The 12,487-nt window shown below is 61.2% G+C and carries 12 protein-coding genes; all 12 read left to right on the top strand.

The window, feature by feature from the left end:
• Window positions 1–21: 21 nt before the first annotated feature.
• The 12 genes from nuoG to ispD all read left to right on the top strand — a co-directional run bounded on the left by nuoG (window position 22) and on the right by ispD (window position 12,483).
• Window positions 22–2,349 carry an NADH-quinone oxidoreductase subunit NuoG gene (gene nuoG, locus AC07P1_RS01045; RefSeq protein WP_494694101.1) on the top strand — a complete coding sequence of 776 codons (2,328 nt, stop codon included), beginning with the start codon at window positions 22–24 and terminating at the stop codon, window positions 2,347–2,349.
• Window positions 2,349–3,434, top strand: a complete 1,086-nt coding sequence (gene nuoH / locus AC07P1_RS01040) for an NADH-quinone oxidoreductase subunit NuoH (RefSeq protein WP_315214686.1) — start codon at window positions 2,349–2,351, stop codon at window positions 3,432–3,434. Before nuoG ends, nuoH begins: the two co-directional genes overlap by 1 nt.
• A gap of 12 nt (window positions 3,435–3,446) precedes the next feature.
• Entirely contained in the window at window positions 3,447–3,935 is a 489-nt protein-coding gene (gene nuoI / locus AC07P1_RS01035) for an NADH-quinone oxidoreductase subunit NuoI (protein ID WP_090314443.1), read from the top strand.
• A gap of 82 nt (window positions 3,936–4,017) precedes the next feature.
• The gene (locus AC07P1_RS01030) at window positions 4,018–4,662 is read left to right on the top strand and encodes an NADH-quinone oxidoreductase subunit J (RefSeq protein ID WP_494694100.1); all 645 of its coding nucleotides are present in this window, start codon (window positions 4,018–4,020) and stop codon (window positions 4,660–4,662) included.
• Window positions 4,659–4,967, top strand: coding sequence for an NADH-quinone oxidoreductase subunit NuoK (gene nuoK, locus AC07P1_RS01025; RefSeq protein WP_363504186.1), 309 nt, complete (start codon window positions 4,659–4,661; stop codon window positions 4,965–4,967). The genes AC07P1_RS01030 and nuoK overlap by 4 nt, the downstream gene beginning before the upstream one ends.
• A 48-nt stretch (window positions 4,968–5,015) precedes the next feature.
• Window positions 5,016–7,121: an NADH-quinone oxidoreductase subunit L gene (gene nuoL, locus AC07P1_RS01020; RefSeq protein ID WP_494694099.1), complete on the top strand. Its 2,106-nt coding sequence runs from the start codon at window positions 5,016–5,018 to the stop codon at window positions 7,119–7,121.
• A gap of 31 nt (window positions 7,122–7,152) precedes the next feature.
• The gene (locus AC07P1_RS01015) at window positions 7,153–8,652 is read left to right on the top strand and encodes an NADH-quinone oxidoreductase subunit M (protein WP_494694098.1); all 1,500 of its coding nucleotides are present in this window, start codon (window positions 7,153–7,155) and stop codon (window positions 8,650–8,652) included.
• Between the two features lie 19 nt (window positions 8,653–8,671).
• Window positions 8,672–10,177 carry an NADH-quinone oxidoreductase subunit NuoN gene (gene nuoN / locus AC07P1_RS01010; protein WP_315214699.1) on the top strand — a complete coding sequence of 502 codons (1,506 nt, stop codon included), beginning with the start codon at window positions 8,672–8,674 and terminating at the stop codon, window positions 10,175–10,177.
• Window positions 10,177–10,482 (top strand): DUF2818 family protein, encoded by a 306-nt coding sequence (locus AC07P1_RS01005; RefSeq protein WP_494694097.1) that lies wholly within the window; start codon window positions 10,177–10,179, stop codon window positions 10,480–10,482. The genes nuoN and AC07P1_RS01005 overlap by 1 nt, the downstream gene beginning before the upstream one ends.
• Before the next feature lie 30 nt (window positions 10,483–10,512).
• A complete protein-coding gene (locus tag AC07P1_RS01000) occupies window positions 10,513–11,067 on the top strand; it encodes an NUDIX domain-containing protein (RefSeq protein ID WP_494694096.1) in 555 nt (184 codons plus the stop codon).
• A 4-nt stretch (window positions 11,068–11,071) separates the two neighbouring features.
• Window positions 11,072–11,773 carry a hypothetical protein gene (locus tag AC07P1_RS00995; protein WP_494694095.1) on the top strand — a complete coding sequence of 234 codons (702 nt, stop codon included), beginning with the start codon at window positions 11,072–11,074 and terminating at the stop codon, window positions 11,771–11,773.
• A gap of 5 nt (window positions 11,774–11,778) precedes the next feature.
• Complete coding sequence (gene ispD, locus AC07P1_RS00990) at window positions 11,779–12,483, top strand: 2-C-methyl-D-erythritol 4-phosphate cytidylyltransferase (RefSeq protein WP_494694094.1); 705 nt, start codon at window positions 11,779–11,781, stop codon at window positions 12,481–12,483.
• Window positions 12,484–12,487 lie beyond the last annotated feature (4 nt).

Genomic DNA, 12,487 nt, shown 5'->3' with positions numbered 1-12,487 from the left:
CTGCGTCAGGTAACGATCACCATGGTTGAAATCGAAATAGACGGCAAAAAAGTCGAAGTCCCTGCTGGTAGCATGGTGATGGACGCCGCCAACAAATTGGGAACCTACATTCCGCACTTCTGCTATCACAAGAAATTGTCGATCGCCGCGAACTGCCGCATGTGTCTCGTCGAAGTGGAGAAGGCCCCCAAGCCTTTGCCAGCATGCGCCACGCCGGTCTCGGCCGGCATGATCGTGCGCTCCGCGTCGGACAAGGCCGTGCAGGCACAGAAGTCCGTGATGGAATTCCTGCTGATTAACCACCCGCTCGACTGCCCGATCTGCGATCAGGGCGGCGAATGCCAGTTGCAGGATTTGGCTGTCGGCTACGGCAAGGGCGATTCGCGCTACGAGGAAGACAAGCGCGTCGTCGTGCCGAAGGACGCCGGTCCGCTGGTGTCGATGCAAGAGATGGCGCGCTGCATCCAGTGCACCCGCTGCGTACGTTTCGGCCAGGAAGTGGCCGGCGTGATGGAGCTGGGCATGATCGGCCGTGGCGAGCACTCGGAAATCACCGCCTTCGTCGGCCAGACCGTCAACTCGGAAATGTCGGGCAACATGATCGACCTGTGCCCGGTCGGCGCGCTGACGTCGAAGCCGTTCCGCTACAGCGCCCGTACGTGGGAACTGTCGCGCCGCAAATCGGTGTCGATGCACGACGGCCTGGGTTCGAACCTGATCGTCCAGGTCAAGGGCGGCAAGGTCATGCGCGTGCTGCCGCTGGAAAACGACGCCGTCAACGAGTGCTGGATCTCGGACAAGGACCGCTTCGCCTACGAAGGCTTGAACGCCAACGACCGCCTGACCCAGCCGATGCTGAAGCAGGGCGGCGAGTGGAAAGAAGTGAGCTGGCAGACCGCGCTGGAATACGTGGCGCACGGCCTGAAGAACATCAAGCACGAACACGGTGACAAGGCGCTGGCTTCGCTGGCGACCCCGCATTCGACGCTGGAAGAACTGCACCTGCTGCAAAAGCTGACCCGCGCCATGGGCTCGGACAGCGTCGACACGCGTCTGCGCCACAGCGATTTCTCGCTGGGCGACGTGACCCCTTGGCTGGGCATGAGCATCACCGAATTCGGCGCGTTGAACCGCGCCTTCGTGATCGGCTCCTTCCTGCGCAAGGATCACCCGCTGCTGGCGACGCGCCTGCGCACCGCCGTCAAGGGCGGCGCCAAGCTGTCGATCCTGAACGCGACCGACGACGACCTGCTGATGAAAGTGGCGAACAAGATGATCGCCGCGCCGTCGGAGTGGTTGTCCGCGCTGTCCCAAGTGGTGGTGGCCGTCGCCAAGGCCAAGGAAGTCTCGGCGCCAGCCGGCTTCGAAGGCATCGAGGCGTCGGACGCCGCGACCGCGATCGCCGCGTCGCTGGTCTCCGGTGAAAACAAGGGCGTCTTCCTGGGTAACGCGGCAACGCAGCACCCGCAAGCCGCCGCGCTGCACGCCGCCGCGCAATGGATCGCCGAACAAACCGGCGCCAAGCTGGGCTACCTGACCGAAGCCGCCAACACCGTCGGCGCCTATCTGGTCAACGCCAACGGCGCCAAGGCTCCGGCCTTCACCGAACCTAAGCAAGCGTACCTGCTGCTGAACGTCGAACCGGAACTGGACGCCTACAACCCGCAAGCCGCCGTCGCCGCGCTGAAGAAAGCCGAGATGGTCGTCGTCATGTCCGCCTACAAGCACGGCATGGACTACGCCGACGTGCTGCTGCCGGTGTCGCCATTCAGCGAAACCTCGGGCACCTTCGTCAACTGCGAAGGCCGTGCGCAAAGTTTCAACGGCACCGTCAAGCCGCTGCTGGAAACCCGCCCCGCGTGGAAAGTGCTGCGCGTGCTGGGTAACATCCTCGGCCTGGCCGGTTTCGACTACGACACCTCGGAAGCGATCCGCGACGAAGTCGTGGGTTCGGGTGACTTCTCCTCGAAGCTGAACAACACGAGCAAGCAGACTGCCGTGGCGTCCAACTTCGCCGGTTCGATCGAGACCACCGGTACCGAACGTATCGCCGACGTGCCGATCTACTTCGCCGACGCCGTTGTGCGCCGCGCCGAGTCGCTGCAGAAGATGGCCGATTCGGCCGCGCCTAAAGCGCATCTGTCGGCCGCGCTGGCGCAGCAACTGGGCGTCGCCGCCGGCGACACCGTCAAGGTAACGCAAGGTTCGGGCAGCGCCATCCTGGTCGCCGTCGTCGATGCAAGCCTGCCAGCGAACGCCGTGCGCGTCGCAGCGGCCCATCCGTCGACCGCCGCACTGGGCGGCATGTTCGGTCCTATCACCGTTGAAAAAGCAGGGGAGGGTAAATAATGGCTCTGCCTGAATTCGTCACTACATTGTATGACCTGGGCGCCACCAGCCCGATCGCGCCGGTGTGGCCTATCGTCTGGACGATGATCAAGATCGTCGTCGTCCTGCTGCCGTTGATGGGCCTTGTCGCCTACCTGACGCTGTGGGAACGTAAGTTCATCGGCTGGATCCAGATCCGCGTCGGTCCGAACCGCGTCGGTCCGATGGGCCTGCTGCAGCCGATCGCCGATGCGCTCAAGCTGCTGTTCAAAGAGATCATCATGCCGGCCAAGGCCAACCCGGGCCTGTTCGTCATCGGTCCGATCATGACCATCATGCCGGCGCTGGCCGCATGGTCGGTGGTGCCATTCGGTCCGGAAGCGGTGCTGGCCAACGTCAACGCCGCCTTGCTGCTGCTGATGGCGATCACCTCGATGGAAGTCTACGGCATCATCATCGCCGGCTGGGCTTCGAACTCGAAGTACTCGTTCATGGGCGCGATGCGCGCCTCGGCGCAGATGATTTCCTACGAAATCCCGATGGGCTTCGTGTTCGTCGTGATCCTGATGGTTTCGGGCTCGCTGAACTTCGGCGACATCGTCGCCATGCAGCAGCGCGGCATGATGGCCGACCAGGGTCTGAACATCCTGTCGTGGAACTGGCTGCCATTGCTGCCGCTGTTCGTCGTCTACCTGACCTCCGGCCTGGCCGAAGCGAACCGCCATCCGTTCGACGTGGTCGAGGGCGAGTCCGAGATCGTCGCCGGCCACATGGTCGAGTACTCGGGCATGGCCTACGCCATGTTCATGCTGGCCGAATACGCCAACATGATCCTGATCGCGACCATCGGTTCGATCATGTTCCTGGGCGGCTGGTCCGCACCGTTCGCCTTCCTCGAATTCTGGGGCGGTTTCGGCGGCTTCTTCTGGCTGTTCGCCAAGGCGTTCTTCCTGGTGTCGGTCTTCATCTGGGTGCGCGGTACCTTCCCACGCTACCGCTACGACCAGATCATGCGTCTGGGCTGGAAAGTGTTCATTCCTCTGACGCTGGTGTACCTGGTGTTCGTGGCCGGCTGGATGCAGACATCCTGGAATATCTGGAAGTAAGGACAAGAGAAAATGGAACGATTAAAAGACTTTTTCGGCAGCTTCATGCTGGCCGAATTGATCAAAGGGATGGCGCTGACGGGCAAGTACATGTTCTCGCGCAAAATCACCGTGCAGTACCCGGAAGAGAAGACGCCGATGTCGCCGCGCTTCCGCGGCCTGCACGCGCTGCGCCGCTATCCGAACGGCGAAGAACGCTGCATCGCCTGCAAACTGTGCGAAGCGGTGTGCCCGGCGATGGCCATCACCATCGAATCGGAACAGCGTGACGACGGTTCGCGCCGCACCACGCGTTACGACATCGATCTGACCAAGTGCATCTTCTGCGGTTTCTGCGAAGAGTCCTGCCCGGTCGATTCGATCGTCGAGACGCACGTGCTGGAGTACCACGGCGAGAAGCGCGGTGATTTGTACTACACCAAAGAGATGCTGCTGGCCGTTGGCGATCGCTATGAAAACCAGATCGCCGAAGCCCGCGCAGCCGACGCTCCTTACCGCTGACGACAGGCGGGCCATGGTGAAGTTTGCCGGTCCGCCGCAACAGTGGTGCCGATAATAAAACTGTACGTCTCTTGGGTTAGTTATGGAATTTAAAACTGCTTTGTTCTACGCCTTCTCAGCCATCATGGTATTGGCTGCGACGCGCGTTATCACGGCCCGCAATCCGGTGCACGCAGCGCTGTTCCTGGTGCTGGCGTTCTTCTCGGCCGCCGGCATCTGGATGCTGCTCGAAGCCGAGTTCCTGGCCATCGTGCTGGTGCTGGTCTACGTCGGCGCCGTCATGGTGCTGTTCCTGTTCGTGGTCATGATGCTCGACATCGACACCGACAAGATGCGGGAAAACTTCTGGGGCTACCTGCCGATCGCGTCGTTCGTCGGCGTCATCATCGTGCTGGAAATGGCCGCCGTGCTGTGGCGCTCCTTCCTGTCGTTCGACCAGCAGGCCGTCAGCGCCGGCAACATCGGCGGCACCAAGGAACTGGGCATCCTGATCTTCACCAAATATGTCTACGGCTTTGAAATCGCAGCGGCGATCCTGCTGGTCGCGATCGTCGCGGCAGTGGCGCTGACCCTGCGCAAGCGTAAGGACACCAAACATTTCGACCCGGCCGATGCGGTTCGCGTCAAGCGCAACGACCGTCTGAAGATCGTCAAGATCGACGCCGTGTCCTCGCGTGGCGCCGATGCAGCCGCCGCCGGTTCGGCCGAAGCAAAGGAGACCCCATGACTTTATCGCTAGCTCACTACCTCGTTCTTGGCGCGATCCTGTTCGCGATCTCGATCGTGGGTATTTTCTTGAATCGCAAGAACATCATTATTCTGCTGATGGCCATCGAATTGATGCTGCTGGCGGTGAACATGAACTTCATCGCGTTCTCCCACTATCTGGGCGACGCGGCCGGGCAAGTCTTCGTTTTCTTCATCCTGACCGTGGCGGCCGCCGAATCGGCGATCGGCCTCGCGATTCTGGTGGTGATGTTCCGTAATCTGGACACCATCAATGTGGAAGACCTGGATAGCCTTAAGGGTTAATCCCGCGGCTTTAGTTCTAATCTCGAAAAATAACGATTAAGGTTCATCATGGCGGGTACTCTTCTTAACCCTAACCTCCTACTAGCCGTACCTCTGGCGCCGCTGGCCGGCGCTGCGGTTGCGGGTTTGTTAGGAACCAAATTCTTTGGCAACGTTGTCGGTCGCAAGACTTCGCACACCGCGACCATCCTGGGCGTGCTCGTCGCGCTGATCCTGTCGGTGATGACGCTGAACGATGTGCTCAACGGCGCCACGTTCAACGGCACCATCTACCACTGGATGACGGTGGCGGGAGTGAAGTTCGAAGTCGGCTTCCAGATCGATTCGCTGTCGGCGATGATGATGTGCGTGGTGACCTTCGTGTCGCTGATGGTGCACATCTACACCATCGGCTACATGGCGGAAGACGAGGGCTATAACCGCTTCTTCGCCTACATCTCGCTGTTCACGTTCTCGATGCTGATGCTGGTCATGGCCAACAACTTCCTGCAGCTGTTCTTCGGCTGGGAAGCGGTGGGCCTGGTCTCGTACCTGCTGATCGGCTTCTGGTACACCCGCCCAACGGCGATCGTGGCCAACATGAAGGCGTTCCTGGTCAACCGCGTCGGCGACTTCGGCTTCATCCTCGGCATCGGCCTGCTGCTGGCCTACGCCGGCACCATGAACTATAAAGAAGTGTTTGAACAGAAGCAGGCGTTGGCTGCGATGACCCTGCCGGGCACCGACTGGATGCTGCTGACCGTCGCCTGTATCTGCCTGTTCATCGGCGCGATGGGTAAGTCGGCCCAGTTCCCGCTGCACGTCTGGCTGCCGGATTCGATGGAAGGTCCGACCCCGATCTCGGCACTGATCCACGCCGCGACGATGGTTACCGCCGGTATCTTCATGGTGTCGCGCATGTCGCCGCTGTTCGAACTGTCGGACACCGCGCTGTCGTTCATCCTGGTCATCGGCTCGATCACCGCGCTGTTCATGGGCTTCCTGGGCATCATCCAGAACGACATCAAGCGCGTGGTCGCTTACTCGACGCTGTCGCAGCTGGGCTACATGACCGTGGCACTGGGTTCGTCGGCATACTCGGTGGCTGTGTTCCACCTGATGACCCACGCGTTCTTCAAGGCGCTGCTGTTCCTTGGCGCCGGTTCGGTCATCATCGGTATGCACCACGACCAGGACATCCGCAACATGGGTGGTCTGCGCAAATACATGCCGATCACCTGGATCACGTCCTTGCTCGGTTCCCTGGCGCTGATCGGCACCCCGTTCTTCTCCGGCTTCTACTCGAAGGATTCGATCATCGAAGCGGTGCACGAGACCCACATCTGGGGTTCGGGCTTCGCCAACTTCGCCGTGCTGGCCGGCGTGTTCGTGACCGCGTTCTACTCGTTCCGCATGTACTTCCTGGTATTCCACGGCAAGGAGCGTTTCGGCCAGCCGCACGCCCACGACCATCATGCACACGATGCGCACGCCCCTAAAGCGGCACATGGCGCCCACGACGATCATGGTCACGACGACCACGGCCACGAAGAGGAAGACGACCACGCGCACCACGGCCTGGAGCCGGGTCAGAAGCCGCACGAATCGCCATTCGTGGTCTGGTTCCCGCTGGTGATGCTGGCCATCCCTTCGGTGCTGATCGGTTACCTGACGATCCAGCCTATGCTGCATGGTGACTTCTTCAAGGGTGTCATCTTCATCGGTGAAAACCATGAAGCGATGAAGATCCTGGGCGAAGAGTTCCACGGTCCAATGGCCATGGCGATCCACTCGCTGACAACCCTGCCACTGTGGCTGGCGATTGCCGGCGTGGCGACGGCGTACTACTGCTACATGATCAATCCACGCGTCCCGGCATGGTTCTTCGCCAAGTTCAAGGCGATCCACACCCTGTTGGACAACAAGTACTACATGGACAAGTTCAACGAGGTGGTGTTCGCCGGTGGCGCGCGCCTGCTGGGTAACGGCCTGTGGAACGTCGGCGACAAGACCCTGATCGACGGCCTGCTGGTCAACGGCAGCGCCAAGGTCGTGAACTGGATCTCGAAGCTGACGCGTTTGGGGCAGACGGGTTACATCTACCACTACGCTTTCGTCATGATCCTGGGCATTCTGGGGTTCCTGGTCTACTTCCTGCCGTTTTGGCACGCTTAATTAGCTGATACGCAAAGAGATAACGATAACCATGATGCAGTCAACTATATCTACCTTACCTCCGTACCTGAGCCTGGCGATCTGGCTTCCGATTGTCTTCGGCCTGATCGTTCTGGCCGTCGGCCGTGACACCAACGCGGCGCTGGTCCGCGTCGGTTCGCTGATCGGCGCGATCGTCAGCTTCGCCGCGACCATCCCGCTGATCACCAATTTCGACAACGCCGCCCACGGCATGCAGTTCGTCGAGAAATCGCCCTGGATCGAGACGTTCAACATCTACTACTCGCTGGGCATCGACGGCCTGTCGCTGTGGTTCGTGCCGCTGACGGCATTCATCACCGTGATCGTCGTGATCTCGGCGTGGCAAGTGATCCAGAAGCGCGTCGCGCAATACATGGGCGCTTTCCTGATCCTGTCCGGCCTGATGATCGGCGTGTTCTGCGCCATGGACGGCCTGCTGTTCTACTTCTTCTTCGAAGCGACCCTGATCCCGATGTACATCATCATCGGCGTGTGGGGTGGCGAGAATCGCGTGTACGCGTCGTTCAAGTTCTTCCTCTACACCTTCTTCGGCTCCTTGCTGACCTTGGTCGCGATCATCTACCTGTACCGCGTGACGGGCACCTTCGACATCCTGACCTGGCACCTGACGCCATTGACGATGCGAGAGCAGATCTTTATCTTCATCGCCTTCTTCATGGCCTTCGCCGTCAAGGTTCCGATGTTCCCGGTCCACACCTGGCTGCCGGACGTCCACGTCGAAGCGCCAACCGGCGGCTCCGCCGTGCTGGCCGCGATCATGCTGAAACTGGGCGCATACGGTTTCCTGCGTTTCTCGCTGCCGATCACCCCGGACGCGTCGCACTACCTGTCGGGTTTCGTGATTACCCTGTCGCTGATCGCCGTGATCTACGTCGGCCTGGTGGCACTGGTACAGAAGGACATGAAAAAGCTGGTCGCCTATTCGTCGATCGCGCACATGGGCTTCGTCACGCTGGGCTTCTTCATCTTCAACGCCATCGGCGTACAGGGCGCGATCGTGCAAATGATCTCGCACGGCTTCATCTCCGGCGCGATGTTCCTGTGTATCGGTGTGCTGTATGACCAGGCCCACTCGCGTCAAATCGCCGACTACGGTGGTGTCGTCAACAAGATGCCTAAATTCGCCGCGCTGTTCATCTTCTTCTCGATGGCTAACTGCGGTCTGCCTGCGACTTCCGGCTTCGTCGGCGAGTTCATGGTGATCCTGGGCGCCGTGCAGTACAACTTCTGGATCGGTTTGCTGGCCGCGACCGCGCTGATCTTCGGTGCGGCCTACTCGCTGTGGATGGCCAAGCGCGTCATCTTCGGTAAAGTGACCAACCACCATGTGGCCGCGCTGGTCGATGTCAATGGCCGCGAGTTCTTCATGCTGGGTGTCCTGGCGATCGCGGTGCTGGTCATGGGTCTGTACCCTGCGCCGTTCACCGACACGATGCAAACCTCGGTCGCCGACCTGCTGACGCATGTCGCAAAAAGCAAGCTGCCTTAAGAAAAACGGAAACGCATAAATGACTACACCTATTCCACAAGAGGCGTTCAATCTCGCACCGGCGTATGCCGAGGTGACGTTGATCATTGGCGCCTCGCTACTCCTGCTGGTGGACATGTTCCTGTCCGAGTCCAAGCGGTCGATCACCTACGTGCTGTCGCTGGCGATACTGGCCGTTTTGGCCGGCATCACCTTCGCCGACTTCAGCGCCGGCACCACCGCGTACACCTTCCACGGCATGTACGTCAACGATCCGATGGCGAACCTGCTCAAGCTGGCCACCTACGTGGCCGTGGCGCTGACCCTGGTGTATTCGCGCCAGTACGTCACGCAGCGGGGCATGATGAGCGGTAACCTGGGCGGCGAGTTCTACGTCCTGGCGCTGTTCGCGATGCTGGGCCAGATGGTCATGATCTCGGGTTCGAACTTCCTGACGATCTACCTGGGCGTCGAACTGATGTCGCTGTCGCTGTACGCGCTGGTCGCGCTGCGCCGCGATAACCACAAGGCCACCGAAGCGGCGATGAAGTACTTCATCCTCGGCGCGCTGGCATCCGGTTTCCTGTTGTACGGTATTTCGATGCTGTACGGCGCCACCGGCACGCTGGAAATCAGCAAAGTGGCCGCCGCCGTCGCGGCGGGCACCATCAAGCCGACCATCCTGGTGTTCGGTATCGTGTTCCTGGTCGCCGGCTTGGCGTTCAAACTGGGCGCCGTGCCGTTCCACATGTGGGTACCGGACGTCTACGAAGGTTCGCCGACCGCGGTGACCCTGCTGCTGGGCGGCGCGCCGAAGATCGCCACCTTCGCGATCTGCATCCGCCTGCTGGTGGAAGGTCTGCTGCCGATGGCGTTCGACTGGCAGCAGATGCTGATGGTCCTGGCCGTGCTGTCGCTGGCCATCGGTAACCTGACCGCTATCGCCCAGACGAACCTGAAGCGCATGCTGGCTTATTCGACCATCGCGCAAATCGGCTTCGTGCTGCTTGGCCTGCTGGCTGGCGTGGTTGGCACCACCGACCGCACCGGCATCGCCGCCGCTTACAGCTCGTCGATGTACTACATCCTGACCTACGTGCTGACCACCGTCGGCAGCTTCGGCCTGTTGATGCTGTTGTCGCGTTCCGGTTTCGAAGCCGAAACGCTGAACGACTTCAAAGGCCTGAGCAAGCGCAGCGGCTGGTTCGCGGTTGTCATGACGATCCTGATGTTCTCGCTGGCCGGCGTGCCGCCGATGATGGGCTTTGCCGCCAAGTTTTCGGTGCTGAGCGCCGTACTTGGTACGGGCCAGATCTGGCTGACCGTGGTCGCGGTGATGTTCTCGCTGATCGGCGCGTTCTACTACCTGCGCATCGTTAAACTGATGTGGTTCGACGAGCCGACCGACACGGCGCCTATCGTCGCCCACGGCGACATGAAGTTTGTCCTGAGCGTGAACGGCCTGGCCATCGTGGTACTGGGCGTTCTGCCAGGTCCGCTGCTGGCGATGTGCCTGAAGGCCATGCAAGCGACCCTCGCCACCTGATGGATGTTTCCGTCGCAAGCTGGTTGGTGATCGCGATAGCCATCGCGGCCGCCAACCTGCCTTTTTTCAACGACAAGGTATTCGCCCTGGTCCCCGCGACATGGCGGCGCAAGCCGCTGATCGCGCGGCTGGCCGAGATGATGGCGCTGTACTTTGTCGTTGGTTTCATCGGCTTCGCCCTGGAAGGCCGAATCGGCAACCGCTTCCCCCAGACCTGGGAGTTCTACGCGATCTCCGGCTGTCTGTTCCTCGTTTTCGGGTTCCCCGGATTCATCGCGCGCTACCTGCGCAAGCACCGCGACTGATACACTAGCGGCTTCAATCAAGGAGCCGACATGTCGAAACTGACAGAAACCCGCATCGACGGTGCATTGGTCTACGACGGCCACTTCCTCAAAGTCCAACGCGACACCATAGAACTCCCCGACGGCAAACGCACCGGCCGCGAATACATCCTGCATCCCGGCGCGGTCGTGATCCTGCCGCTGCTCGACGACGGCAAGGTGCTGCTTGAACGCCAATACCGCTATCCGCTGCACGACGTGTTCATTGAATTCCCGGCCGGGAAAATCGATCCGGGCGAAGATCCGCTCGCCAGCGCGAAACGCGAGCTGGAAGAGGAAACCGGTTACACCGCCACCGACTGGCAGTTCGTCAGCAAGATCCACAACGCCATCGCCTATTCGGACGAACATCTGGACCTGTACCTGGCGCGAGGTTTGAAGTTGGGCGAGCAAAAGCTGGACGACGGCGAGTTCCTCGAACTGTTCACCGCCACCATCGACGAACTGCTGCAGTGGGTGCGCGAAGGTAAAGTCACCGACGTCAAAACCATCATCGGCGCGTTCTGGCTCGACAAGCTGCGCGCGGGCGACTGGAAGCTGGACTAAGGTCATGAAGCCGGCGGCGCTGATCCTGTTGTACTGCGGCGCCGGCGCCGGCGCTGGCGTGGCCCAGGCGGCTGAACGCACGCCGTTCCAGATTCGGTGCGAGGATACGATCAGCAAAACCATCTCCGTGCTGTCGACGAAGAGCAATGGCTTCACGATCAACAACCAGTTGCCTTACCGGGCGCTGACCTTGAAGACCGGCAGCATCGACGGCCGCAGCGAGACCCTGGGCCTGACGGTCACGCGCGCGCAGTTTTCCGCCACGCTGGGAGGACCCATCTTGCAGGACAAGGTCAGTGGCTATGAATGCGTGGCGCCGCGCGTTGAGATAAAGATGAACTACTCGCCGGTGCTGATTTATGTCGGCAACGAGTTCGTCCCCGGCAGCTGCGGCTACAACACGATTCTGGAGCACGAGCAGCGCCACCTCAAAGCCTATATGGATAACCTGGCGCGGGTCGAAAAGGTGGTGCGCGATGCGCTGAACCGCCGCTTCGAAGGCAAGCCTTTATATGCGCCGTCCGGCACCGCGCAATCGGCGCTTCAGCATGAGATCAACAGCCAGTGGTTCCCTTTTATTCAGTCTGAATTCGACAAAGGTAAGGTGGAGCAGGCTAAAATCGATACCCCCGCCGAATACGCGCGCCTGGCCAACACCTGTAACGGCGAGATCCGGGAAATCGTTCAGCGCAGGCGCAGAAGATAAAGAAGATGACAGCACATACCGATACACCGCGCTACTTTGCGCTGCTGCCCGCCGCCGGCGTCGGCGCTCGCATGGCGGCGGATGGCCCCAAACAATACCTGACGGTCGGCGGCAAGCCGATGTTGCGCCATGCCGTCGACGCTTTCCGCGCCAGCGATCTGGTGGCGCACACCTACGTCGTCGTCAGCGCGGCAGACGGCCAGATCGACGCCGTGCTGCCTCCGGACCTCGATGGGGTCACGGTGCTGCGCTGCGGCGGCGCCACCCGCATGGACACGGTGCTCAATGCCTTGCGCGCGCTGGATGGCATCGTCACGGACACGGACCTGGTCATGGTGCACGACGCCGCGCGTCCCGGCCTGACGCTGGCCCTGATCGCCAAGCTGATAGAGGGCGTTGGCGACTACGCCGCCGGCGGCCTGCTGGCGCTGCCGGTGGTCGACACGGTCAAGCGCAAGGCGGGCGGCGACGTCGCCACCGTGCCGCGCGACGGCCTGTGGCTGGCGCAGACGCCGCAGATGTTCAGCTACGCGTTGCTGCTGCGGGCGCTGGGCGGGGCACCGGACGCCAACGCCATCACCGACGACGCCAGCGCCGTCGAGATGCTGGGCATGTCGCCGCGCCTGATCGAAGGCCACCCACGAAATTTGAAAGTCACGCTGCCGGCCGACATCCGCATCGCCGAGATGTATCTGGCCGCCGGCGAATAACCAA

The organism is Duganella sp. GW821-FHT07F09, assembly GCF_059418705.1.
This window is presented reverse-complemented; position numbering and strand designations above follow the sequence as displayed.

Excerpts from the sequence above, each read along its gene's own strand:
- ispD (WP_494694094.1), top strand. The coding sequence starts at position 11,779 with ATGACAGCACATACCGATACACCGCGCTACTTTGCGCTGCTGCCCGCC.
- nuoG (WP_494694101.1), top strand. The coding sequence starts at position 22 with ATGGTTGAAATCGAAATAGACGGCAAAAAAGTCGAAGTCCCTGCTGGT.
- nuoK (WP_363504186.1), top strand. The coding sequence starts at position 4,659 with ATGACTTTATCGCTAGCTCACTACCTCGTTCTTGGCGCGATCCTGTTC.
- AC07P1_RS01030 (WP_494694100.1), top strand. The coding sequence starts at position 4,018 with ATGGAATTTAAAACTGCTTTGTTCTACGCCTTCTCAGCCATCATGGTA.
- AC07P1_RS01005 (WP_494694097.1), top strand. The coding sequence starts at position 10,177 with ATGGATGTTTCCGTCGCAAGCTGGTTGGTGATCGCGATAGCCATCGCG.
- nuoI (WP_090314443.1), top strand. The coding sequence starts at position 3,447 with ATGGAACGATTAAAAGACTTTTTCGGCAGCTTCATGCTGGCCGAATTG.
- nuoN (WP_315214699.1), top strand. The coding sequence starts at position 8,672 with ATGACTACACCTATTCCACAAGAGGCGTTCAATCTCGCACCGGCGTAT.
- AC07P1_RS01000 (WP_494694096.1), top strand. The coding sequence starts at position 10,513 with ATGTCGAAACTGACAGAAACCCGCATCGACGGTGCATTGGTCTACGAC.
- nuoL (WP_494694099.1), top strand. The coding sequence starts at position 5,016 with ATGGCGGGTACTCTTCTTAACCCTAACCTCCTACTAGCCGTACCTCTG.
- AC07P1_RS01015 (WP_494694098.1), top strand. The coding sequence starts at position 7,153 with ATGATGCAGTCAACTATATCTACCTTACCTCCGTACCTGAGCCTGGCG.
- AC07P1_RS00995 (WP_494694095.1), top strand. The coding sequence starts at position 11,072 with ATGAAGCCGGCGGCGCTGATCCTGTTGTACTGCGGCGCCGGCGCCGGC.
- nuoH (WP_315214686.1), top strand. The coding sequence starts at position 2,349 with ATGGCTCTGCCTGAATTCGTCACTACATTGTATGACCTGGGCGCCACC.